Below are 24,830 nucleotides of genomic sequence, written 5' to 3' on the forward strand. Positions count from 1 at the left end.
TGTAGGTTGGGTTGAACGAAGTAAAACCCAACAAAGCCCTGGAAATGTTGGGTTTCGTTCCTCAACCCAACCTACACATTTTTATTTTTTAGCCAAAACCTACGCAGTATTGGATCGCAGGGTGTGTTAGCGCGAAAGCGTAACACACCCTTTGAACTCCGTTAATGAGTCTTTTATACTCGTGAATGAGTCTTTTATACTCGCCGACGAGTCTTTGATACTCGTGAATGAGTCTTTGAACTCCGTTAACGAGTCTTTGATACTCGCCGACGAGTCTTTGATACTCGTGAACGAGTCTTTGATACTCGCCGACGAGTCTTTGATACTCGTGAACGAGTCTTTGATACTCGCCGACGAGTCTTTGATACTCGTGAATTAATACAGGATAACGATAAGGTTTTTTCATGACATATCCTAGATCACAAAGACGCGATAAATCGCCGTCTTTACAATAATCAGTCCTTTGTAGAGACGGCAATTTATCGCGTCTCTTGCCTTAACCGAACCGTATTGCCTTATATTGGTAAATTATTCACAGTCTTGAGATTTGCCGCACCAATAATTGGCCCTTGGCTAGGTGTGGTAGATCCCAAAGAATATGAAACCCTATTTAAAAATAATTTAGAACTATTTAAAGAACTAGCAGCAAAATTACCTGAACTCAAAGAATCTGAAGATTTAGAATTAGCAAACAAATTTCCTAAAAGCGAAGATTTAGATCCAGAACGCGCTGATGGTGCTGCTTTACGTGCCTTGCGTCAACTTTTAGAAGAAAAAGATCCTCAGCAGCACTGGGGCGGATTAAAGAAAGTCTTGACTCCAGAGGGACATTACCTATGGCTATGCGAACACCACGCAGCCGAGTATAAACGCTAACTATTTTAGATTTAAGATTGCAATCTTGAATTGTAGAGACACAATTTATCAACTATTCGTTAAACCTGGAGCAATGGTTTTGAGAACATTTAAATAGCTCCCAAGACAGAGGAAGCATCTAAAACAATTACTTAGCATTCCAACGTATACTAGTAGCGTATATTTGACTAGAATTAAGGTGTTATGGCGATTATTATTTGGATACCATAAGCGGTAGGGGTTTACAGAAGTGCGCCCCTACAAAAGACACATCAGTTTAGCTATAAATTAAAATCTACCATTTTACGGCTATTAGAAAAATGAGGTTTAAAGACTGGGCGACTAGGGTGCTACTAATCTCGCTGATGTTCATGGCTTTAATTGTAGTGCTGCTAATTGGACGAGCGACAAAATTACAAAATAATCTGACAATATCCCATATATCCAATCCACAGGTTACAGCCTGGAGTCAATATCCCCAAGCCCAATTCCAATCAGCGAAAGAGCCAGAGAAGAAATCTCAAAATGTTATCAAGTCCCCAGTCAAGATTAACAAGCCTGTAGCAAGGTATGTAACCACTCAAGCTTTTGCACAGTACAGACCTAATTATCAAGTTGCTTCGGTTGATCCAAGTAACTATGGAGAACGGTATGCCCAAGATGTTAACGGCGTTCTTGTCAACAATCAACCAATTATCGTCCTCCATGAAACTGGTTATTCTGCTTCCAGCGCTATTAATTTCTTTCAAGTAGCCCATACTGATGAAAGTGTGCAAGCAAGTTACCACGCTTTAATCAAGTTAGACGGAACGGTGGTTTATCTAGTACCGCCTGAAAACCGGGCTTTTGGTGCAGCTAACTCAGTATTTGAGACTCCAGAGGGAGTGGAAACTGTGCAGACTAATCCGAGTTTGCCGGCGTCTGTGAATAATTTTGCTTATCACGTCTCTTTGGAAACACCGCCAGATAGTTATGACGCTAGCAGCCAACAAACCCATAGCGGCTATACGGAGGCTCAATATAATTCTCTTGCTTGGTTAATTGCTCAAAGTCAAGTCCCAGACCATCGCATTACTACGCACCATTTAGTAGACCGTTCTGGTAAAAAAGTTGACCCGATAAATTTTGATGGTAATAAATTTCTGAGCTTACTTAATACTTATCGTCAGGTTAGACCAATATATAGAGTGAGTAAATAATTTATAGCGGTTCCCATTCAGATGGGGTATAACATTACATCACGAGGTGTAGGGCACGGCAGTGACCATTGGTGTCAACTTAAGCTAAAAGTAGCTTAACTGTTAGCTGACTCGCCCGCCTCGAACTAAAGTTCAAGGCTCATAGCTAAAGTCTACTAAAGTAGACTAAAGATTTTTAGGAATATAGGACTTACGCAAAAAACCTCTCCCTGCCTTGAACTAAAGTTCAAGTCTGTCCCTCTCCGATTCGGTGAGGGACAGGTTTTGCATAGTAAAACCTTCTTAGAGGTATATTGAAGCAAGCTATTTGCTAAAGCTATAAATTTGCTGCGTCTCTAGGCGATCGCTAATCGATGAAGGCAGTGTACCATCCGAAAATGTCTGTCGATCCAGTTGGACTTGTAAATTACTCAAGGGATCGCAACCAGAAGAAATCAGAAATTCTATTTTCTGGATGTAAGGTAAAGTTGCGAGGTTATCTAGAATTTGGAAGATAGCCTGTATATAAGGATGACCACTTTGTTGATACCAATCACAGGTAGCAACTTTTGGCTGATCAAAACCCAAGTGTACTGTTAAAGATGGCTCGTCAAATATTGCGATCGCTAATGGACGCGCTTCTTCCTGCAACAATAAATCATTAGTTTTCGCTAAGTGTCGCAGTTTCTCTAGGCGTTCATAACGTTCCGTCACAGCTTCCGGGTCATCTTGCCAATGAATTGCTACTGTTACTAGATAAGTCTGTAACAACATGTGACCCAGCTTTTTCGCCTTTGTTGCCAGGTAATAAGAATTGTAGTCATTGGCCTCAATTAACAATGGAACGCGATCGACTACTTCCATCCCATAGCCCTTAACTCCAGCAATTTTACGGGGATTATTGGTAATCAAACGTATTTTTTTGATGCCCAAATCCATGAGCATTTGTGCCCCCATGCCGTAATCTCGCAAGTCGGCGGGAAATCCTAAACGCTCATTTGCTTCTACTGTATCCAGTCCCATATCCTGCAATGAGTAGGCTTTCAGCTTGTTAATCAAGCCGATTCCCCGTCCTTCTTGGCGCAGGTATACAACTACACCTTGACCGGCGGCCTCAATCATTTTCAGTGCAGCTTGTAACTGCATCCGACAGTCGCAACGCAAGGAACCCAAAGCATCACCAGTTAAGCATTCTGAGTGCATCCGCACCATTACCGGCTCATCTTTAAAGTTCGCTGGATCGCCCTTGACAATTGCAACGTGTTCTGTATTATCCAGGGTGTGGCGATAGGCGTAAATTTCAAACTGACCAAATTGACTAGGCAGCTTAGTAATTACCTCACGATACACGAGGCGATCGTGCTGTAGCCGATAACTGATTAAATCGGCAATACTAATGATTTTTAAATTGTGGCGTTTCGCATATTCGACTAACTGCTGCAACCGCGCCATTGAACCATCGGAGTTTTGAATTTCACAAATTACTCCTGCTGGGTATAGCCCTGCGAGTCGAGCTAAGTCCACAGCTGCTTCGGTATGTCCTGCGCGTTTGAGTACGCCTCCAGCTTTAGCCCGAATCGGGAAAATATGACCAGGACGACGTAAATCGGTAGGTTTTGTCGCTGGGTTGAGAGTAACTTGAATAGTGCGGGCGCGGTCTTCTGCTGAGATGCCTGTGGTTACACCCAATTCTGGGCCAGCATCAATGCTAACAGTGAAGGCAGTTTGGTTAGTATCTGTAATGTTGCTTACCATCAAGGGTAAGTCTAGCTCGTCTAAGCGATCGCCTGTCATTGCCAAACAAATCAGCCCTCTAGCTTCCACCGCCATGAAATTAATCGTGTCGGGTGTGGCAAATTGGGCGGCACAAATTAAGTCGCCTTCATTTTCTCTATTTTCATCATCTACCACCACAATGACGCGACCAGCTTTTAGGTCTGCTAAAGCGCCATCTATCGAATCAAATTTAAAAGCTTGGTTAGTATTAGGCTGTGACACAGAAAAATTTCCAGCTACCAACGTAAATTTTTTTAACAATTTCTTCTTTTAGATTGTAGCTCCTTTATAAGGCAGAGAAGTAGACTAGCAATGATTTGATAAAGTGGGAACAATTTTTGCCATTATGCAGCGACAGTAAAAGATGAGGGGTATAAGGAGGATGAGGAGGATGAGGGGGATGAAGAATTTACTTCCTTTGCTCCCTCATCCGCGTCATCTCCCCCTGCTCCCCATCTCCCTCATCTCCCTCATCCCACTCATCCCTCATCTCCCCGTTTAGGGCGTTTTGTACGCTGTGCGTCTAGTCGCTGATATTGTTGATAGCTGATAACGAATTCACCATTCATGGGATAAGGATTTCAGATCATGGGCAAATTTAGACGCGTACCCGTTGGGATTGTTGGCGCGTCGGGCTATGGCGGAGTACAGTTAGTACGGCTACTGATGGATCATCCAGAAGTCGAACTGGTTTATTTAGGCGGTGAGAGCAGTATCGGGAAATCCTTCGGGGATCTCTACCCGCATCTGGCTCATGCAGCTAACCTGCCAATAGAAGCAGTAGAACCAGAAATAATTGCTCATCGCTGTGAAGTAGTTTTCCTGTCTTTACCAAATGGTCTAGCTTGCCAAATCGCGCCCAAACTGTTGGAAAAAGGATGTAAAGTACTAGATTTGAGTGCAGACTATCGGTTTAGGAATTTGACAACTTATACAAATTGGTATGGCATTGAGAGAAGCGATCGCACAATTGCAGCTACAGCAGTTTATGGATTACCAGAACTTTATCGCGATCGCATTGCCGAAGCTCAACTCGTTGGCTGTCCTGGTTCCTATCCCACCGCTAGCCTCCTTGCACTTTCGCCACTCTTAAAGCAAGGTTTAATCCTGCCAGAAACAGCTATTATCGATGCCAAGTCTGGTACATCTAGCAGTGGACGCCAACCTCAAACTAATTTATTACTAGCTGAAGCAGATAATTCCATCGCAGCTTACAATATCGGCCGTCACCGTCATACCCCAGAAATTGAGCAAATTTGCAGTGACTTAGCTGGTCACGAACTCATGATCCAATTTACACCCCACCTTATCCCAATGGTACGCGGTATTTTGGCAACGGTATATGCTACAATGAGCGATCCTGGTCTAGTGCGAGATGATTTAATCACGATTTTCTCAGCCTTCTACCGCAACTGTCCTTGGGTAAGAGTCTGCGGTAGCGGCGTTTACCCCCAGACCAAATGGGCAAGTGGTAGTAATCTTTGTTATATCGGTGTAGAAGTTGACCCGCGCACAGGTCGCGTGATTGTCATGTCAGCAATTGACAATCTAATTAAAGGACAGGCAGGCCAAGCGATTCAGTGTCTAAACCTAATGATGGGCTGGGATGAAACTTTGGGGTTGCCCAAGTTGGGGTTTTATCCTTAAATCAGTTAGGAGTTAGGAGTGATGAATTATAAATTAAAATTCCTAACTCCTAACTCCTAACTCCTAACTCTTAACTCTTAACTCTACTTAGGCCCTAACCCCACAGCACCAGCATAAACGGCGCGATCGCCTAGTTCATCTTCAATTCGTAGCAAGCGATTATATTTTGCTACTCGTTCGCTGCGACAGAGAGAACCTGTTTTGATTTGACCGGCACGGGTTGCTACAGCTAAATCAGCGATCGTTGTGTCTTCTGTTTCACCAGAACGATGGCTAATTACTGAACGGATACTGTTGCGAGTTGCTAAGTCAATCGTTTCTAAGGTTTCGGTGAGAGAACCAATTTGGTTGAGTTTAATCAAAATGGCATTAGCGGCTTTTTCCTGGATGCCTCTTTGCAAGCGAGTGGCGTTGGTAACAAACAAGTCATCGCCTACCAATTGCACCCGTGAACCTAACTTCTGGGTGAGCAATTGCCAACTTTGCCAATCTTCTTCGTGTAAACCATCCTCAATTGATACAATAGGGTATTGGTCAACCAATTGTCCTAAATAATCAATAAATTCAGCCGGGGCGTGAGGTTTACCATCGTAAACATACTGACCATTCTTGTAAAATTCGCTAGCCGCCACATCCAAAGCTAAAGCTACTTCTTCCCCTGGTTTGTAACCAGCTTTCTTAATGGCAGCAACTAGCAATTCCAAAGCCACCTGATTAGACTCTAGGTTAGGGGCAAAACCACCTTCATCACCTACACCAGTGAGCAACCCTTTCTCATCTAACACCTGACTAAGGGTAGCAAACACTTCTGCACCCCAGCGCAACGCTTCCCGAAAGGAAGTTGCGCCAATTGGGACAATCATAAACTCTTGAAAATCCACGTTATTTGATGCGTGTGCGCCACCATTAATCACATTCATCAACGGCACTGGTAGCAAATTCGCTAAAGGGCCACCCAAATAGCGATATAGAGGAATTGCCAGAGACTCAGCACCAGCTTTAGCTGCTGCTAGGGAAACCCCCAAAATCGCATTAGCCCCCAAGTTGGATTTGTTAGCAGAACCATCTATAGCGATCATTGTCCGGTCTAGCAGTTCTTGGTTGAGGGCATCCAAGCCTAATAATTGAGGTGCAAGTGCTTCCTTGACGTTTTGTACTGCCTTGAGTACGCCTTTGCCCCCATAACGGCTTTTATCGCCATCACGCAGTTCATGAGCCTCAAAAGTGCCAGTAGAAGCACCACTGGGAACTTGTGCCAGTCCTACAACACCGTTGGCTAAATGCACTTCGGCTTCAATTGTCGGTCTACCGCGTGAATCAAGAATTTCACGGGCTGCGATCGCTTCAATGGTAGTATCTAGAAATTTACTCATCTGTACTTTATCCTTTGTTCGAGTGTGTTACGCATCCAGTCCAGTTGCCTAACCCAATCGTTAGCATAGGCGGTTAAGAGACTTTATTGGCTGAGATTAAAGAATATTTCTAGAGATTTTGTCAATGAATTTTTAATTTTGTGCTTTTGATTAAACTCACTTTCATTTAACCCATTTTCTTCTTCAATGGTGAGCATCTAGTAAAATTTGACACTACCAACGATGCAGAGAGGCGGCTTTACGTATACTAACTATATAAATAGTTACAATCATTTGTACTATCGACAAATAATATTCCGTGTCAAAATTCAGATTCATCAAACATACCTTGTAAATATGATCATAGGTAAAATCCTGGCTGGGCGCTACGAAATTATCAGCAAACTGGGAGAAGGTGGTTTTGGGACTACTTACCTAGCTATTGATAGGAAATTGCCCGATCAAGACCAGTGTGTTGTGAAACACTTCTCCCCTAAAGGTACAGATTTAAATACTTTGTTCCATGCCCGACGGCTATTTGAAACCGAAGCTAAAGTACTCAATCGCTTAGGAAATCACGACCGGGTTCCACGCTTGTTGGCGCATTTTGAAGAAGACCAAAACTTTTATTTAGTTCAAGAATTTATTCCAGGATATGACTTGAGTCATGAAATTAATCTAAACAAGCAATGGAGTCAGGAGAAGGTAATTGCTTTGTTACAGGATATTTTAGAGGCATTAGAGTTCGTCCATCAGAATAATGTTATCCACCGAGATATTAAGCCCTCGAATTTAATGCGGCGTCAACAGGATGGGAAGATCGTTCTGATTGATTTTGGAGCAGTCAAACAAATCGGTTCTCAGACAGTGAATGCTCAAGGACAAATGATAGCAACAGTTGTAGTTGGCACACCTGGTTATATACCCAGCGAACAAAATCAAGGTCAGCCCAGGTTATGTAGTGATATTTATGCAGTTGGAATCATTGGTATTGAAGCCCTGACGAATTTAAATCCTATGCAGTTACCAAGAGATAATTTGACAGGTGAAATTATCTGGCGGGATCAGGCACAGGTTAGCCAACAGTTCGCAGAAATTATAGACAAGATGCTCAAGTATGACTTTCGACAGAGATATCAATCGGCAACAGAAGTGTTGCAAGCACTAGGACAATTGACACCTGCTAATCGTCTTGGAAAACCACTTTTGCAGAGGGCTATTATTGGTTTGGGAATTGCTACTATAGCTACTGTTATTGCCTTTTTGTTTATCATCATACTGCGTAACAATAGCCTGGATATCTATAATAATCCCGTTTATGGAATCAGTATCAAATATCCCCCATCTTGGGAAAAAACTGTAGCTCCAGACCGCATTACTGGCAATTTAGTTAAATTCATTTCGCCCAAAGAAGGTAATGCAGATAACTATTTAGAAAATCTTAATTTAATTGTTCAAGATTTTCCAGAAGCTCAAAAAGAACTAGAAGAATTTACTAAATCTTATTTGGATGAAATAAAACAGTCTTATCCAAATATTAAAATTAGTGAAGAGGGTAAAAGTCAACTATCAAATAGACCTGCCTATCAAGTTGTTTACAGTTTTGAAGAAGATGGAATCAATATTAAACGCTTGCAAGTTTGGATGGTGAAAAATAATAAAGTATATATAATAACTTACACAGCAGATGTAGCTAAATATTCTGAATATTTCCCAACAGCACAAACAATGATTAATTCCTTTGAAATTAATTAGTAAGTAAATGAGGACTTAAATAATCTCAATCAGCAAATATACATTATTTCTTTGTTCATAGTGCTTAAAAGCCATTATCTGCTGGCAAAAATTGCTTAATCAGTTATCAATAATCTTTCACTGATATTTGAGAAACTCGACTACATACAAAAGTTGAGTTTATTTCTCAGATTAATGTTTGATAAATAATTAACTCATTTTAGTGGGTTATACCTAAATCAATCTTTACATTACTTTAAAATGTAATATGGTTGTCATTCTGTGGTAAATACATAGTATCTATACTTTCATCATCTTTAGTGAGAACTACCAACGATGAAACCACAGTTATTTTTGCAAGTACTGACGGCAGGTACAATTGTTCTGAGTAGTATTGCTACTATCAGTCCACCCAGTTTGGCTCAATCTCAAACTTACTTTTGTGAAAGAAGTGATGATGGTGTATGGACTACATACGCCAAAAACTACAACAATAAGAAGATTCCGGTCATTCGCTGGGTTAAAACGTTAGGAAACTATACTCCAAAAGTACGGTGTCAAGAGGTATCTTCCAGATTTCAAAATGCCTATGGTAAAGGTATTTTGAACTACCTGACATCTGGTATTTATACTAATGGTCAAGCAGTTATATGTGCGGCTAGTCAATACGGTGGGCCTTGTAGTCAATTACTATTCACACTTAAGTCGCATCGGGACGCGAGTTCAGTACTGCAAAACCTTGTAGAAATTGGTTATCGCGCTCGCGGGCCCCTTCTTCAATCTGAAGATGCTTCTTCTCAAATATACATTGATATGAGTAAATTACTGAACGAAAAAGCAGCACAGGTAGGAAATTAATACCAATTTTGATAGGTAGTGGGATGCTCGTTAAACATATTTGTATAGAGATTTTCAAGCGGTAAAAGCAACATGAGAGAAAAACTAATGTATCATAGCTCACTGGCTCTGGTTGCCTCAATGGGCATCCTCTTGACGTTGCCTATACAAGCTGTTTATTTGAGCATTTTTTCCTCAAAAGTTTCTGCTCAACAGCTAATTTCCCAGCGATCGTCAGAACAACTTAAACAGCTGGCTCGATCAATAACTGTAAAGATTTTATCTGGCGAGAATGAAGGTTCAGGAATTTTACTTAGAAAAAATGGTCAAGTTTATACGGTTATAACCAATAGACACGTTTTAGAATCAGGCAAACCTGTTCAAATCCAAACAGAAGACGGGAAAATTCACTCAGCCAATTTGGTTAAAGGAGTCAACTTTCAGGGCAAGGATCTGGCTTTGTTGGAGTTCCGGGCTAACGCTAACTATACTTTAGCCCCCCTTGGAAATTTATCAACGATCGCAGTTAATGAACCAATATATGCGGCTGGGTTCCCCTTTGAGGCAAATCCGTCTCAGTCTCAGGGATTTGTCTTCAAAACAGGACAAGTTTTGCTAGTGCCAGAGCGAGCTTTTAAGGAAGGATACCAGATAGGCTACAGTAACGAAATTGAAAAGGGGATGAGCGGCGGGCCGATATTCAATAGTCGAGGGCAAGTAATTGGTATCAATGGTATCCATGCCTATCCCCTCTGGGGAAACCCTTATATTTATGAAGATGGTTCTCAACCGAGTGAAGCTCTACGAGATTTAATGAGCCGTTATAGTTGGGGAATTCCAATCCAAACATTTGCTCGTTTAGCCCCTCAATACACTTCAAAAGAATCCTTACCAGCCGCTAAGGCACCCTCAACTTCAAATCTTCCTCCCATCGCTAATGAAGTCAATAACATTGCTCAAGAAATTACGGTGCGAATAGATGTGCCAACTTTGCGTGAGTGTAGCGGATCGGGAGTAATTATTGCCAAACAGGGAAATACTTATAGTGTCCTGACTGCGGAACACGTGATTCGTAGCTCTCAAAAATGCGATCGCACCGTTTTAGAGGTAATCACCCCTGATGGCAAACAATATCAAGTCAAGGTGAATGATGACAATCTCAAAACCGTGCCAGAAACAGACTTGGCAATATTAAAGTTTACGAGTGACCAAAATTACCGCGTTGCTACTCTAGCAAACTACGACATACCTCAAGAAGATAAAAACTTCATTTTTGTTTCTGGTTGGCTGGGGTTAAAACCTGGAAGTGAAAAAACACAGCGTCAGTTTACACCTGGGCGTGTAGCATCAAAACAAATTGGATCTCTTTTAGCTAGGAGTCCTTTATCTTTGAGCAACGGGTATGGGCTAATTTATACCAATCTTACAGATCAAGGAATGAGCGGCGGTCCAGTTTTAGATATTCGTGGACGCGTCATTGGTATTCATGGCAAAGCAGAAATAGAAGAAATTAGAGATAAAGCTGGTCAGCCTCGCTTGATAACATTGGGTCTTAGTTGGGGTGTCCCTATCAGCACTTTTGTCCGTTGGGCACAGTCGCTTGGTATAGCTCCGATGTTGAGAGTGGAAAATAATCCACCACCGCCACTGACACCACAAGAGACAAAATCAATTCTGGAAGCTTTATTTAAGGTAGAGAAACCCAAAGATAATGCTGATGCCATTGATTGGCTAAATTATGGCTGGCAATTAGCACGAAACCTTCCTCGCAAACCACTTGGTAAAACCGAAATGAAAGAGGCCATCAAAGCTATTGATCAAGCAATTCAACTTGAGCCTCACTTTTATCAAGCCTGGTATCTCAGAGGTTTCGTCCAAGTGGGTCGTGATGAATTTCAAGCAGCCCTGAAGTCCTTTGGGAAAGCCACACAAATTGAGCCGAAATTCCTTCCTGCTTGGCGTTTGCATGGACTAGTACTTTTTGAATTGGAACGATATCCAGAAGCGTTACAATCCTTTGACCAGGTAGCAAAGCTAGACCCCGATGATGCTAACGTTGAGATATTTCGGAGCTTGGCATTAGTTGCAGTCAAGCGTTTCTCAGAAGCACTAGAGCTGTCAAGCCAAGCTTTAAAAAAGAATCCTGGTTCTTGGGCTTACTTTACTCGAGGTTTGGCTCGTTTTGGCACAGAAGACTTACAAGGAGCGCTAGTTGATTTAAACGAAGCAATTCGCCTCAATCCAGAAGGTCTTACAGACACAGCGTACTCTGCCCGGGGTTCGATCCGCTTTCAGCAGGGAGATTTAAAGGGAGCGCTGGCTGATTTAAATGAAGCTGTGCGTATTGCTCCAGAAGACGCTGGAAATCTTCAAAAACGTGGATCAATGCGCTTGCTACAGCAAGACTACAAAGGCGCAGTAGCAGATTTCAGCGAAGTAATTCGACTCAAACCTGGAGATGTTGATGCTATCAAAGCTCGCGGTAGTATTCGCTTGCTACAGGAAGACTACAAAGGCGCAGTAGCAGATTTAAATGAAGCACTTCGTCTCAAACCTAAAGATGCTGATACCAAAAAACTTCTGATGACGGCTAATAGCTTGTTACAGATGAAACCTGGAGACGTAGAGGCGATCAAAGCTCGTGGCGGTATTCGTCTGGTACAGCAAGACTACAAAGGAGCGATCGCGGATTTTAGCGAAGTAATTCGACTCAAACCTGACGATGTTGATGTTATCAAAGCTCGTGGACAAGCCTACTTGCAACAAAAAGACTACAAAGGGGCGATCGCGGATTTTAGCGAAGTAATTCGACTCAAACCTGGAGATGTTGATGCGATCAAAGCTCGCGGTGGTATTCGCTTGTTACAGCAAGATTACAAAGGCGCAGTAGCAGATTTAAATGAAGCACTTCGTCTCAAACCTGAAGATGCTGACATCAAAAAACTTCTGATGACGGCTAATAGCTTGCTACAGATGAAACCTGGAGACATAGAGGCGATCAAAGCTCGTGGCGCTATTCGTCTGCTACAGCAAGACTACAAAGGAGCGATCGCGGATTTTAGCGAAGTAATTCGACTCAAACCTGACGATGTTGATGTTATCAAAGCTCGTGGACAAGCCTACTTGCAACAAAAAGACTACAAAGGGGCGATCGCGGATTTTAACGAAGTAATTCGACTCAAGCCTGGAGATGTTGATGCTATCAAAGCTCGCGGTGGTATTCGCTTGTTACAGCAAGATTACAAAGGGGGGGTAGCAGATTTAAATGAAGCACTTCGTCTCAAACCTGAAGATGCTGATGTTTATTACTATCGTGGTCTTGCCCGTATTCTAGTAAAAGATAATCAAGGAGCACGTCAGGACTTTGAAAAAGCCGCAGACCTCTATAAGCAACAAGGTAAGGCGGACGATTACCAAAAAGTAATGGCAAAAATTAGAGAGCTTCAGTAGTAGTCAATAGATTGGTTCAGGAACTTGAAAAATATTAAGAATTTTATGGTCATTAAAAAATATTATAGTTTCTGCTGCATTCCAGATCCAAAATCTGATTAATCACGTCTCTACCTTGAGAATTTAAGCTTTTTGCCAATCACACAGCTTCTAGGTATGGCCTTTATTGGCAACTTCTGTAGAATATTGGCAGATAACAATACTCAACTAAGTAGAGAAAAGGTCAATATGCGATTACTACATACAATGCTACGGGTGGGCAACCTTGAAGAATCCTTAAAGTTCTACTGTGAACTTCTAGGTATGAAATTACTACGCCGAAAAGATTATCCAGGGGGAGAATTTACCCTGGCTTTTGTTGGCTACGGCGACGAAAGCGACAACTCGGTGATCGAACTAACCTACAACTGGGGGGTGGAAAAGTACGAATTGGGTAATGCTTATGGTCACATTGCCCTTGGTGTTGATGATATTTACGCTACGTGTGAGGAAATCCGCAATCAGGGCGGTAAAGTCGTGCGCGAACCAGGGCCGATGAAACATGGTTCGACAGTAATTGCTTTTGTGGAAGATCCAGATGGGTATAAAATTGAACTGATTCAATTGAAAACTCAAGGTTCCGCAGTCAAACAGGAATCGCAAGAGCAACTTGTGAGTCAGTAATTCTTTTTTGTAACAGTTAAGATGTCGCATTGGACGACATCCCGCCCAGAACTTAAGTTCTGGGCTGATAGCTGAAGTCCACTTAAGTGGACTGAAATTTTCCCTAGCGCAAAGAGTTTAGCCATCGACATCGCTTAAAATCTTAATATTTAGTCCTCTTGAGAGGACTTTAGCTATTAGCCTTGGAATTTATTCCCAGGCGGGTTAACAACGAAGCGGAAGATTTATTACGCCTGATGTGAATTAAAAACATCTCTTATCCCATAAGGGTTTCTAGATTCGCTCCAAATCATTATTTTGGAACTAACTACGAAATTACAAGGGTTTCAAGACTTAATTTACATTTAAACGTTTATTTGATGTTGGTAATGATAAGCCTTAAAAAGGAGCGAATTAAGCCACCCACTAAAACCCTATCAAAGGCAATAAAGCTGTAGGAAAATCTACACCGATGTCTTGAAAAGTTGAGCTACATACGGCGAGATTGATTCTTGCTGCACACTGCGATCTCATGCAGGTAAACCCAGACGCGCAAGACTTTTGGCTTTTTGCCTCACTATTTTAGGCGGGTTGGGGTATCTTGTCTGCGTAAATCCTATTAGTATTACCCGCATACTGTCGTTGATGAGCAACACTAATAGCGATCGCTCCAATATTACCATTTGGTAAAGTCCGTTCAGAACAGTGTTTTCGTTTTAAATTAGGAATATAGGTAATGGATTATAACGATCGCCAATTACCAATCCAAAATTGCCACCGGAGATACACACGGATATACGCCCAGAATGTTTGGATAATTAGGGACTAGGGAAGATTCCAATACCCAGTCCCCAATACTTCGGCTTCGCTCAGTACAAGTCCCCAAGCCCTAAACTAAAAATCAAAATTCCAAAATTATAAAGATGCAACCTACAGATCCAAATAAATTTACTGATAAAGCCTGGGAAGGAATTGTTAAATCTCAGGATATAGTTCGTGCTTATCAACAACAGCAGCTAGATGTTGAACATTTAATTATTGCCCTGTTAGAAGAACCCACTAGTCTAGCAATACGTATTCTGGCTCGATCTGAGGTCGATCCAATCCGATTGCAGCAGCAACTTGAAGCCTTTACCCAACGTCAGCCCAAAGTTGGTAAAAGCGATCAGCTTTACCTTAGCCGCAATTTAGATATTTTACTAGATCGAGCCGAAGAAGCTAGAGTCAGGATGAAAGATTCCTACATTTCCGTGGAACACATACTTTTGGCCTTTGCTGAAGACGATCGCATTGGACGAAAGATACTCAAAGGCTTTAGTGCCGACGCAGCTAAACTAGAAGCTACTATCAAAACCGTTCGCGGTAGCCAAAAGGTAACAGATCAAACGCCAGAATCCCGTTATGAAGCTTTACAAAAATTTGGCAGAGATTTGACAGAACAGGCAAAAGCTGGAAAACTTGACCCAGTGATTGGGCGGGATGACGAAATTCGGCGGGTAATTCAAGTCTTGTCTCGTCGTAGCAAAAATAACCCTGTATTGATTGGTGAACCTGGGGTAGGAAAAACTGCGATCGCCGAAGCTTTGGCACAACGGATGGTAAATGGTGACGTTCCCGAATCCCTGAAAAACCGTAAGTTGATCTCGTTAGATATCGGCAGTTTAATTGCTGGAGCAAAATTACGCGGTGAATTTGAAGAACGTTTAAAAGCAGTTCTCAAGGAAGTTACTGAATCTAACGGTGACATTGTTCTATTTATTGACGAACTGCACACCGTAGTCGGCGCAGGTTCTACTCAACAAGGGGCAATGGATGCCGGAAATTTGCTCAAACCAATGCTGGCGCGGGGAGAACTGCGTTGTATTGGCGCTACTACCCTCGACGAATTCCGCAAACACATTGAGAAAGACGCTGCCCTAGAACGCCGCTTTCAGCAAGTATTTGTCGATCAGCCAAGTGTGGAAAATACTATTTCCATTCTGCGGGGATTGAAAGAACGTTATGAAGTGCATCACAACGTCAAAATTTCTGATTCGGCGTTGGTAGCAGCAGCCACTTTATCAGCACGTTATATTAGCGATCGCTTCTTACCAGATAAAGCTATTGATTTGGTGGATGAAGCAGCAGCACAGTTGAAAATGGAGATTACCTCCAAACCAGCCGAATTGGAAACCATCGATCGCCGCCTCATGCAATTAGAAATGGAAAAGCTGTCATTAGCTGGCGAAGAAAAGGGTATCCCCCAAACCAAAGAACGTTTGCAGCGCATTGAGCAAGAAATTGCCAATTTAACCGAAAAACAGCAAATATTTAATGAGCAATGGCAAGGTGAAAAGCAGATATTGGAGGCAATAAGCGCCTTAAAGAAAGAAGAAGATGCGCTGCGAGTGCAAATTGAACAGGCGGAACGTGCTTATGATCTAAATAAAGCTGCCCAACTGAAGTATGGCAAATTGGAGGGAGTGCAGCACGATCGCGAAGCCAAAGAAGCGAGCCTTTTAGAAATTCAAAACCAAGGTTCCACGTTGCTGCGAGAACAAGTCACCGAAGCTGATATCGCCGAAATCGTCGCCAAATGGACAGGAATTCCCGTCAATCGCCTGTTGGAATCAGAACGGCAAAAATTGCTGCAATTAGAAAGTCATTTGCACCAACGAGTAATTGGGCAAGAAGAGGCTGTAGAAGCAGTAGCCGCAGCAATTCGCCGCGCCCGTGCAGGGATGAAAGATCCCTCTCGTCCCATTGGTTCATTTTTGTTCATGGGCCCCACAGGCGTGGGCAAAACTGAACTCGCCCGTGCTTTAGCTCAGTTTCTCTTTGATTCTGATGATGCATTGGTGCGCTTAGATATGTCTGAGTATATGGAAAAACACTCAGTTTCTCGGTTAGTAGGAGCGCCTCCAGGATATGTAGGATATGAAGAAGGCGGTCAACTTTCCGAAGCGGTTCGCCGCCGTCCTTATTCAGTGGTGCTGCTGGATGAAGTCGAAAAAGCGCACCCCGATGTGTTCAATATTTTATTGCAGGTGTTAGATGATGGGAGAATTACTGACTCTCAGGGAAGGACGGTAGATTTTCGCAACAGCGTTATTGTGATGACCAGTAACATTGGTAGCGAACATATTTTGGATGTATCTGGTGATGATTCCAAGTATGAAACAATGCGGAAGCGGGTAATGGAAAACTTGCGATCGCATTTTCGCCCAGAATTTCTCAACCGTGTCGATGACATTATTCTCTTCCATACCTTAAATCGCACAGAAATGCGGCAGATCATCCGTATTCAACTCAAGCGGGTAGAAAATCTCCTGCGTGAGCAAAAAATCTTCTTTGAGATATCCCAAGCAGCCTGTGATTACCTTGTTGAATCAGGCTATGACCCAGTTTACGGTGCCCGTCCACTCAAACGGGCAATTCAGCGAGAAGTAGAAAACCCCCTTGCCACCAAGTTATTGGAAAATACTTTTATCTCTGGAGACACGATTATCATTGACAAAAATGAAACCGGTCTGTCTTTTAGCAAAAAAGCACTGGTGAAGGTATCAGTACCACAGATTGCTACATAGTTATCAATTGCCTGGAATACAGCAGGGGCGCACATTTTTGCGTCCCTACCGTGTGTTATTACAAATATTACTCAATATGCCACAATTCTGGAGTACAAAGCCAGTATGTAACGAACACTACTGGGAAATGGGTTTGAAAGGATATCCGAAAAAGCGGATTTTAAACTCTGTTGCCAATGCTGGGCTAACTGTCAAGCAAGAATTTATCGATCCTACTTATCCTTACCACTATTTTTTAGTGTTGGAGAAGAATTATAGCAATACTTAGTATACCTTTGCGGAAAATCGGAACATTTTTAGGACTTACGCAAAAATTGCCAAAAAGCTTAAATTATCGAACCGCCAAGACGCCAAGAACGCCAAGGATTCGTAGAGTATGCGTAAGTCCTAATTTTTTTAAACGCAGAGGGACACAGAGGTTTGCCCAATTTATTCCCTACTAACTGATTAATGAAATTTTGTATTTAGACAGCAGTCTCAATTAGGCTAATAAACCTGCGGTGAAAATCGGGAGTAGGGAAATCCGAATCACAAAATGGGGGCAAACAATGCTTAGAAAAGGAGCGATCGCCTAAGCTATGCTTTTAAAATCCTAATTGGTATCATGCTCTCCTGAGTTCTCCGGGTTTATCCTTGAAAGCAGAGGGCTAGGCTGTATTAACCACTATCATCATTTCAGATACTAAGATCGAAAATTACCAATTATGCTAGAACAAGGCACTATCAGTATTCATACTGAGAATATTTTCCCGATCATTAAGAAGTCGCTTTACTCAGATCACCAAATCTTCTTGCGGGAACTGGTATCCAACGCTGTAGACGCTATCCAAAAGCTGAAAATGGTATCCCGCGCCGGAGACTACGCTGGAGATATCGGCGAACCAGAAATTGAAATTGCCATTGACAAAGATAAGAAAACCCTATCTATCTCCGATAATGGTATCGGGATGACCGCAGATGAAGTTAAGAAATATATCAATCAAGTTGCCTTCTCTAGTGCTGAAGAATTTATTCATAAATATGAAGGCAAATCAGATCAACCCATAATCGGCCACTTCGGACTTGGTTTTTACTCTTCCTTTATGGTGGCGCAAAAGGTAGAGATTGATACACTGTCATACCAAGAAGGAGCGCAGGCGGTTCACTGGACTTGCGATGGTTCCCCAGCATTCACCCTAGAAGATTCGCCCCGGACAACTCGCGGCACTACTATTACTCTCAGCCTGCAAGGAGAAGAGGAAGAATTTTTAGAGACTGCACGAATCAAGAATCTTGTCAAGACCTACTGCGACTTTTTGCCAGTACCGATAAAACTAGAAGGTGAAGTATTAAATAAGCAAAAAGCACCGTGGCGAGAGTCTCCGAGTAATCTGAGTCAAGAAGATTATTTAGAGTTTTACCGCTACTTGTACCCTTTTCAGGAAGAACCTCTGTTGTGGGTACATTTAAATACAGACTATCCCTTTATCATCAACGGGATTCTGTATTTCCCCAAAATGAGGCCGGATGTAGATGTTACCAAAGGGCAAATCAAGCTATTTTGCAATCAAGTTTTTGTTAGCGACAACTGCGAAGAAATTATCCCGCAATTTCTGACTCCAATGCGGGGTGTGATTGATAGTACTGATATTCCCCTGAACGTATCACGGAGTGCATTGCAAGGCGATCGCACCGTGCGGAGAATCGGTGATTACATTGCCAAAAAAGTAGGCGATCGCCTTAAAGAACTTTTCCGCGATAATCGTGAACAATACATCAGTGCTTGGAAGGATCTTGGTACTTTTGTAAAATTCGGCGTTCTCAACGACGAGAAATTCAAAAAACAAATCGAAGATATCATCGTCTTCCGTACCACCGCCAAGCTGACAGAAAAAGTTGCTGCTGAAACTCCAGTGGTTGAAGTCCAGTCTTCAGATGGGGATGCTTGGCAAGATGTCACTCCTTCACCCACTTCTGACTCAGCACCTAGCGCTCCTTACACCACGCTCAAAGAGTATCTAGAACGTAACAAAGAACGTAACGAAAACCGGGTTTTCTACAGCACTGATGAAGCAACCCAAGCTACATACATAGAACTGCACAAAAATCAAGGTTTGGAAGTCCTGTTTATGGACTCCTTCATTGACACCCACTTTATCAACTTCCTAGAGCGGGAATATCAGGATGTTAAGTTTACACGGGTGGACTCTGACTTAGATAATACCCTGCTGGAACAAGACAAAGCTACGGAAATTGTTGATCCTAAGACGAATAAAACTCGGAGTGAGAGCATCAAAGAGTTATTTGAGAAATCCCTCAACAAACCCAAACTCAACATCCGCACCGAAGCTTTGAAATCAGACGATCCTCATGGTACACCACCTGCGATCGTGCTTTTACCAGAGATTCTCCGCCGGATGCGGGAAATGAACGCTATGATGCAGCAGCAGTCAGTAGAGTTTCCCGAAGATCACGTTTTGCTGGTGAATACTGCTCATCCGTTGATTCAAAATCTGGCAAATCTTAACCAAGGTAGTATTATTCAAGGTGACGGTGAATCGCCTACCGATCAGTTAGTGAACTTGATTTGCCAACACGTTTACGATTTAGCGCTGATGTCTCAGAAAGGATTTGACGCTGAGGGGATGAAATCTTTCGTCGAGCGATCGAATGAGGTACTGACCAAGCTGACGGAACAAGCTAGTAAGTAAGAATAGAGACGCGATCAATCGCGTCTGTACAAGAGAGACGCGATCAATCGCGTCTGTACAAGAGAGACGCGATCAATCGCGTCTGTACAAGAGAGACGCGATCAATCGCGTCTGTACAAGAGAGACGCGATCAATCGCGTCTGTACAAGAGTATTGAGTTATTTCTTCCCCTGCTCCCTCATCTCCCTCATCTCCTTTCCTACTTCTGTTGTCTAAGACCTAAAATGGAAAGGCTGTATTAAAATAACAATCTGGAGATACTTGCTATGTCCCGTCGCTGTGAACTAACTGGTAAGAAGGCAAATAACGCTTTTGCTGTTTCCCACTCTCACCGCCGTACTAAACGCCTTCAGCACGCTAATCTGCAAAGCAAGCGTGTTTGGTGGGAAGCCGGAAATCGCTGGGTGAAGTTAAAGCTGTCTACTAAAGCAATCAAAACCCTACAAATTAATGGGTTAGAAGCAATGGCAAAAGAAGCTGGCATTAACCTGAATCATTACTAAGTAATGTAGATTTTATAACCTGAGACTTTTGTAACGTCAAATACAGGTGATTTGTAGGGGCGCACAGCTAGCTGTCCGTCCCTACTGCTTATTGCATCTTCAGTAGTAGGCTTTCCAATACGGTTTGGATAAGGTTTTTTGATAAAAATTATCCGATCGCAAAGATGCGATAAATCGCCGTCAAGACAAAGGACTAATTATTGTAAAGACGGCAATTTATCGCGTCTCTTCCCTTTACGAATTATTCAGTGATTGCTGTTGTATCTGGTTTTTTACCCAAAGACGAAAAGCTTTGAGCGTTGCATTTCTGCCTGCTGTTGTACTTTGCTCTAGATATTGGGGAATCGTTTCAATTAGTTTAAATTTAGGAAAATTTAGGCTTTGCTGAGACTCTACATAATGCCCGTCTTGCAGAACATTAATTTGGAGCTTTCCTTTATCAAAACGCCAAAGCTCAGGTACTTTTAAAGCTTCATAGATATTAGGATGAGTGCGAGAAGTAATATCAACTTCTAAAGCTAAATCTGGAGGAGGATCTACTGTTAAATCTAGTCGCTTCTTGCCGCGAATCTTGGCTTCATTTTTTATATAGAAACACTGTTCGGGTTCTATACCTTGAGCCATTACTTGATTTTTGAAAGTCGTAGAACCAAGACATCTAAACTCAATATCTAATTCTTCCAAAAGCGCTTTGACTAAATCGCTAATAATTTCTTTATCGTATTCATGTTCTGGCAGTGGTGCCATAATCTCCAGTATTCCCCTGTCATAAGCAATTCGTGCAGCACGATGCTCTCCTAAATCCTCTAGAATTGTTTCCAATTCCTGCCAGGTTACATCTCGCAGTAATACTCTTTGTCCTGGTGGAACGTGGATGCGCTTTAATTCCAACAACATCATCTTCACTCCCAGTAGCTCAAACCTAAATTTAGGTTACTCCAGTTAATGCGACAATTGTTTGCTGCTTCATCACTAAATTGTCGGATGCTTGGAAATGCAGCAATTTATTATGACTACATATTTACCACTACCTCAAAAAGTTATTAAACACGAAGCTGCCGACATTCCTACCTACTTCTACCCCGTCTATAGTCGCCGCTTGAATATGAACGCCACCATAAATCCGGCTATCGGCATCTTCTTGGGCTGCCTGTGAAAAGCTGCTGTAATAGCGAGCAACGCCAGGTAATTCTTGTGAAGGAATGTCAAAACTAATGTTGTCGGTACCGTAGAAAAGTTTCAGAATTTCGGCTGATACACCAGCGAATACAGAATGCCCAGAGATGTAATCGGGGAATGGTGGGGTATCTAACAGAGGTTCCCAATTAGGATCGGCAATCGTGCCGGGATTATTATCTTGATCGGCATTGCGGATTGCAGTAATCGGGCGCAATTGCTCATAGACGTACTTGGCATCCCACGCAACAATACCCGCATCAGCTTGGGCAATGTTCAGCAGCCCAAATAAACGGGCATTCTCCTCCAGAGTATTGTTTTGAGACAATGCTACTTCTTGGGCGAGTTCGTTCAACTGACCTGGTGGTCTGAAAGTATCGCCGCGATCGTAAGCCCAAAATTGGGCAATTTCCGTTTGATCTGCGGTGCGAACAGTGCTATTTTCAGCACCAAGCGCCTTAACCTGATTAAAATTTTTTGTGTACTGAGGGCTACCATACTCAGGGAAAGTATCCGGACGGAATAGGATAACACTGTCTATAGCAAAGGGAGTTACTAAACCCCACTGGGGCAATAATGCTGGTTTAAAATTGGTAGTATTATTTGTTGTTTCACCATCAGTGAAAGTTGGCTTCCAATCACCAAAGCCAGTTCCTGGCGTGTATGGTTCTTGTGCAGTACTTGAACCATCATTTTGTCGGTTATCCAGTATTTGCTGGGCAACCTTGTTTCCGATCGCAATGCCCTTGTCCTCAGCCGTACCATTGGGGATTGCTGCAAGAGACCTTTGCCGTTGTTTATCGAAGGTAGTTTTTTGATTTGGGAATAAATTGACCAGCGTTTGATATGCTGCTTCAACTGCGGCAGCTTCTTTCGATGCCCCGACAGTTTCTGATGCGCTAATGTTTACTAAATAAGGCTTATAACTCCGGTCAATTGCGTTGACGGCATCAAAAACTGCCGCCTGAACGATCGCCTGATTCCGTGCCGCCACTGGAGGTGCTGTTCCCGACGCTTGTATGGCATTTAAGAGAATTGAATTCCATTGAATCACAACGTCACCTCCAGTAATTAACTGACTGGCTACATTGTTGGCTGTATTACTTTCAGTAACGTTATTAGCTGGCTTTACCTGTCCAATCAAATAGTAGAGTCCTGGAGAGACAACACTTGCAGTCCGGAACTCAGATCCAGCAAAATCCACAGTAAATGTTTTAGATTGACCAGGCGCTAAATTAACCGTTTGATCGTTCAAACCGCCCAAAAGCTCATCTTTGCCCCTGAGTAAATCGCTTGCACCCCTTGATTGTTCGAGTGTATTTAAGGAATTGATGTCAAGAACTTCATCGGTTGATGCAAACAGTCTAATATTTACAGGCCCGTTGAACCCTGTATCACCTTGATTCTTAACAACAATTTTCAATTTTCCCTGTTCATCGGGAAAGATTGTCGGATTTTCGAGAATTTCAGCAAACTGAATAACGATATCTGAAGCCATAAAGCTTTTGTTCCTTTTTTGCAAGTAAAAGTAAGGTAGTTTTCCTGTTTTTTGCTATTGAAGGACTACCAAAAAATAAATCGTCCAATCTTAATTTGTAGGGTGCATTAATGGAGTAATGCACAATCTTGATCTAATCTGTCACACTATTTTGGATTTTAGATTGACCCCATGTCTAAAGTCACTGGCTCTGTCATCTAATTTTAGATTTTAGATTTATTTCACGAATAAATTCGCTTGCTCTGAGACCTCTTTAAATTTTGGACTTCGGCATGAACACTCAGTCGAACGCTTTTAAATCTTCAATCCAAAATCAAAAATCAAAAATTTAAAATCGTTCGGTTGAACGCTCACGACAAGTCTAAAATTCGGTCATAGTGTATTAGCCGCAGATATAACGCACCCTACAAGTTGGATGTTCTTTTAATTGGAGTCCTTAAAGCGTGCAGTAACGCTCAGATAAGATTTTGGTTCAATACCCTGAGTCTGAACTTCTAATCAAACAAAAATAAATTGCTGGCTATCGGAAAGGCTTAGATTGGAGAGCGAAATTTCCTCAACAATACCAATGAGTTCAGCCACAAATTGACCTTGGGTAAAGAATATTCCTGTACCAGATATTGAGTTAACAGGAGATGCACCCAGTAAATACTGACTTGCTGAACCTGCTAGCTGGATTTTATCTACACCACGTATAACACGGTCGTTAATGAAACCAAAGTCTTTAATCAGAGCGTAGTCTTGAGTACCATTGAGGTTAATATTGCCATCATTGTATAAAACTACATCAAAGATAACAGTATCATTTCCATTTACATCCCTACCATTTGCTTTTTCAAGTCCAAGGACAAATGTGTCGTTATTTTTCCCACCGATTAAGACATCTCTTTCGCCAAAACCAAATCCTTGTTGCAGTTGACCAGAGAAATCTGTATCAGTACCAATCAATACATCATTACCAGTACCGCCATTAAGAGAGTCGTAACCCTGGCCACCAAATAATAAATCTTTTCCAGCATCACCTTGGAGGGAGTCGTTACCTCGACCACCATAAATTTTGTCGTTGCCATTGTTACCAGAGATTATATCGTCACTACTTATACCGGGGTTGCCCTCTATGTCATCACCGAAAAGTATGTCGTTGCCATTGTTACCAGAGATTTTATCGTTGTCTGCCCCACCTTCAATATAGTCATTACCAAAACCACCAAAGATAATGTCTTGACCGTCTTGACCATAGAGTTGATCGTTTCCACTACCACCAAAAATGGTGTCATTGCCACTTGCAATTAAGTATGAATTTCCACTGGCACTAAAGTCCCCATAGATGATATCTTTACCACCATCACCCATGAGAGAGTCGTTTCCACTCCCTCCACTAATCAGGTCATCTCCATTGCGACCTATGACTATATCATCAAGACCTAAACTAGTCATGATGTTATCCTGATCATTACCATTGAGTGTATCTGCATTGAGCGTGCCTATTATTATTTGTTGATTGACTACTGGGGGTATGGGTTTGGGTTTTATGTATTCGCCGCTGCCGCCGCCGGCGCTGCCGGCGCCGCCGACGCCGCCGACGCCGCCGCTGCCGCCGCCAATTAACCTAACGTTGTTGCCAAATACAAAACCACCAGATAACCCAAAGTTGGTGGGAGATGGGTTGCCGCCAACTTTAATACCAGTATTCGTATTTACAATACCAGTATTCGTACCTGTTTCTAATTCTTCTAGTCTTTGTAATCGAGTACTCTCATTTGCAGAAAATACTGGTTTAGTTATTTGTGCTTCTGAAGTATCGAATGTGCTTGCTGTCGGGTCTTTTAGTTCTTCTAATTCTTGTTGTTCTATACTAGGTGTTGCCATTTTTTTGACCTCATTTGGTTAAATAACTTGGATGATACAACTATTAAGACAGAGCTA

General features: G+C 42.3%; 17 protein-coding genes. 12 read left to right on the forward strand and 5 right to left on the reverse strand.

Annotation, left to right across the window (positions count from 1 at the left end; all coding sequences use genetic code 11):
- Positions 1-151 precede the first annotated feature (151 nt).
- The 3 genes from D1367_RS30910 to D1367_RS16140 all read left to right on the forward strand — a co-directional run bounded on the left by D1367_RS30910 (position 152) and on the right by D1367_RS16140 (position 2,054).
- Positions 152-379, forward strand: a complete 228-nt coding sequence (locus tag D1367_RS30910; protein WP_181984857.1) for a hypothetical protein — start codon at positions 152-154, stop codon at positions 377-379.
- Between the two features lie 131 nt (positions 380-510).
- A complete protein-coding gene (locus D1367_RS16135) occupies positions 511-876 on the forward strand; it encodes a hypothetical protein (protein WP_118167332.1) in 366 nt (121 codons plus the stop codon).
- Positions 877-1,175: 299 nt separating this feature from the next.
- Positions 1,176-2,054 (forward strand): peptidoglycan recognition protein family protein, encoded by an 879-nt coding sequence (locus D1367_RS16140; protein WP_118167333.1) that lies wholly within the window; start codon positions 1,176-1,178, stop codon positions 2,052-2,054.
- 303 nt (positions 2,055-2,357) lie between these two features.
- Here D1367_RS16140 and ribBA read toward each other — a convergent pair whose 3' ends face one another.
- On the reverse strand, positions 2,358-4,031 hold the full coding sequence (gene ribBA, locus D1367_RS16145; RefSeq protein WP_118167334.1) for a bifunctional 3,4-dihydroxy-2-butanone-4-phosphate synthase/GTP cyclohydrolase II: 1,674 nt from the start codon (positions 4,029-4,031) through the stop codon (positions 2,358-2,360).
- 366 nt (positions 4,032-4,397) lie between these two features.
- Here ribBA and argC point away from each other — a divergent pair, with 366 nt between their 5' ends.
- Positions 4,398-5,456: an N-acetyl-gamma-glutamyl-phosphate reductase gene (gene argC, locus D1367_RS16150; protein WP_118167335.1), complete on the forward strand. Its 1,059-nt coding sequence runs from the start codon at positions 4,398-4,400 to the stop codon at positions 5,454-5,456.
- A gap of 83 nt (positions 5,457-5,539) precedes the next feature.
- Here the strand turns inward: argC and eno are convergent, their stop codons facing one another.
- On the reverse strand, positions 5,540-6,829 hold the full coding sequence (gene eno, locus D1367_RS16155) for a phosphopyruvate hydratase (RefSeq protein ID WP_118167336.1): 1,290 nt from the start codon (positions 6,827-6,829) through the stop codon (positions 5,540-5,542).
- A 336-nt stretch (positions 6,830-7,165) separates the two neighbouring features.
- Between eno and D1367_RS16160 the strand changes: the two genes are divergently transcribed.
- The 8 genes from D1367_RS16160 to rpmB all read left to right on the forward strand — a co-directional run bounded on the left by D1367_RS16160 (position 7,166) and on the right by rpmB (position 20,230).
- Entirely contained in the window at positions 7,166-8,563 is a 1,398-nt protein-coding gene (locus tag D1367_RS16160; protein WP_228674843.1) for a serine/threonine-protein kinase, read from the forward strand.
- Between the two features lie 315 nt (positions 8,564-8,878).
- On the forward strand, positions 8,879-9,400 hold the full coding sequence (locus tag D1367_RS16165; protein WP_118167337.1) for a COP23 domain-containing protein: 522 nt from the start codon (positions 8,879-8,881) through the stop codon (positions 9,398-9,400).
- A gap of 87 nt (positions 9,401-9,487) precedes the next feature.
- Complete coding sequence (locus D1367_RS16170) at positions 9,488-12,829, forward strand: serine protease (protein ID WP_244944943.1); 3,342 nt, start codon at positions 9,488-9,490, stop codon at positions 12,827-12,829.
- 228 nt (positions 12,830-13,057) lie between these two features.
- Positions 13,058-13,492, forward strand: coding sequence for a lactoylglutathione lyase (gene gloA / locus D1367_RS16175; protein WP_118167339.1), 435 nt, complete (start codon positions 13,058-13,060; stop codon positions 13,490-13,492).
- A 902-nt stretch (positions 13,493-14,394) separates the two neighbouring features.
- Positions 14,395-17,037, forward strand: coding sequence for an ATP-dependent chaperone ClpB (clpB, locus tag D1367_RS16180; RefSeq protein ID WP_118167340.1), 2,643 nt, complete (start codon positions 14,395-14,397; stop codon positions 17,035-17,037).
- Between the two features lie 76 nt (positions 17,038-17,113).
- Positions 17,114-17,305 carry a hypothetical protein gene (locus D1367_RS16185; protein WP_225892225.1) on the forward strand — a complete coding sequence of 64 codons (192 nt, stop codon included), beginning with the start codon at positions 17,114-17,116 and terminating at the stop codon, positions 17,303-17,305.
- Positions 17,306-17,741: 436 nt separating this feature from the next.
- Entirely contained in the window at positions 17,742-19,727 is a 1,986-nt protein-coding gene (gene htpG / locus D1367_RS16190) for a molecular chaperone HtpG (RefSeq protein ID WP_118167341.1), read from the forward strand.
- Positions 19,728-19,993: 266 nt separating this feature from the next.
- Positions 19,994-20,230, forward strand: a complete 237-nt coding sequence (gene rpmB / locus D1367_RS16195; protein WP_109011633.1) for a 50S ribosomal protein L28 — start codon at positions 19,994-19,996, stop codon at positions 20,228-20,230.
- Positions 20,231-20,464: 234 nt separating this feature from the next.
- On the opposite strand, the gene D1367_RS16200 is transcribed toward rpmB, so the two are convergent.
- The 3 genes from D1367_RS16200 to D1367_RS16210 form a co-directional block, all read right to left on the reverse strand.
- The gene (locus D1367_RS16200; protein ID WP_118167342.1) at positions 20,465-21,127 is read right to left on the reverse strand and encodes a Uma2 family endonuclease; all 663 of its coding nucleotides are present in this window, start codon (positions 21,125-21,127) and stop codon (positions 20,465-20,467) included.
- 130 nt (positions 21,128-21,257) lie between these two features.
- Complete coding sequence (locus tag D1367_RS16205; RefSeq protein WP_118167343.1) at positions 21,258-22,904, reverse strand: vanadium-dependent haloperoxidase; 1,647 nt, start codon at positions 22,902-22,904, stop codon at positions 21,258-21,260.
- Between the two features lie 498 nt (positions 22,905-23,402).
- Positions 23,403-24,773, reverse strand: a complete 1,371-nt coding sequence (locus D1367_RS16210) for a calcium-binding protein (RefSeq protein ID WP_118167344.1) — start codon at positions 24,771-24,773, stop codon at positions 23,403-23,405.
- Positions 24,774-24,830 lie beyond the last annotated feature (57 nt).

This window comes from Nostoc sphaeroides, from assembly GCF_003443655.1.
Classification (GTDB): Bacteria; Cyanobacteriota; Cyanobacteriia; order Cyanobacteriales; family Nostocaceae; genus Nostoc; species Nostoc sphaeroides.

What these genes read in the sequence shown, in the direction of transcription:
- D1367_RS16140 (WP_118167333.1), top strand. Translation starts at nt 1,176, where the DNA reads ATGAGGTTTAAAGACTGGGCGACTAGGGTGCTACTAATCTCGCTGATG.
- argC (WP_118167335.1), top strand. Translation starts at nt 4,398, where the DNA reads ATGGGCAAATTTAGACGCGTACCCGTTGGGATTGTTGGCGCGTCGGGC.
- eno (WP_118167336.1), bottom strand. Translation starts at nt 6,829, where the DNA reads ATGAGTAAATTTCTAGATACTACCATTGAAGCGATCGCAGCCCGTGAA.
- D1367_RS16160 (WP_228674843.1), top strand. Translation starts at nt 7,166, where the DNA reads ATGATCATAGGTAAAATCCTGGCTGGGCGCTACGAAATTATCAGCAAA.
- D1367_RS16165 (WP_118167337.1), top strand. Translation starts at nt 8,879, where the DNA reads ATGAAACCACAGTTATTTTTGCAAGTACTGACGGCAGGTACAATTGTT.
- D1367_RS16170 (WP_244944943.1), top strand. Translation starts at nt 9,488, where the DNA reads ATGTATCATAGCTCACTGGCTCTGGTTGCCTCAATGGGCATCCTCTTG.
- gloA (WP_118167339.1), top strand. Translation starts at nt 13,058, where the DNA reads ATGCGATTACTACATACAATGCTACGGGTGGGCAACCTTGAAGAATCC.
- clpB (WP_118167340.1), top strand. Translation starts at nt 14,395, where the DNA reads ATGCAACCTACAGATCCAAATAAATTTACTGATAAAGCCTGGGAAGGA.
- D1367_RS16185 (WP_225892225.1), top strand. Translation starts at nt 17,114, where the DNA reads ATGCCACAATTCTGGAGTACAAAGCCAGTATGTAACGAACACTACTGG.
- htpG (WP_118167341.1), top strand. Translation starts at nt 17,742, where the DNA reads ATGCTAGAACAAGGCACTATCAGTATTCATACTGAGAATATTTTCCCG.
- rpmB (WP_109011633.1), top strand. Translation starts at nt 19,994, where the DNA reads ATGTCCCGTCGCTGTGAACTAACTGGTAAGAAGGCAAATAACGCTTTT.
- D1367_RS16200 (WP_118167342.1), bottom strand. Translation starts at nt 21,127, where the DNA reads ATGTTGTTGGAATTAAAGCGCATCCACGTTCCACCAGGACAAAGAGTA.
- D1367_RS16205 (WP_118167343.1), bottom strand. Translation starts at nt 22,904, where the DNA reads ATGGCTTCAGATATCGTTATTCAGTTTGCTGAAATTCTCGAAAATCCG.
- D1367_RS16210 (WP_118167344.1), bottom strand. Translation starts at nt 24,773, where the DNA reads ATGGCAACACCTAGTATAGAACAACAAGAATTAGAAGAACTAAAAGAC.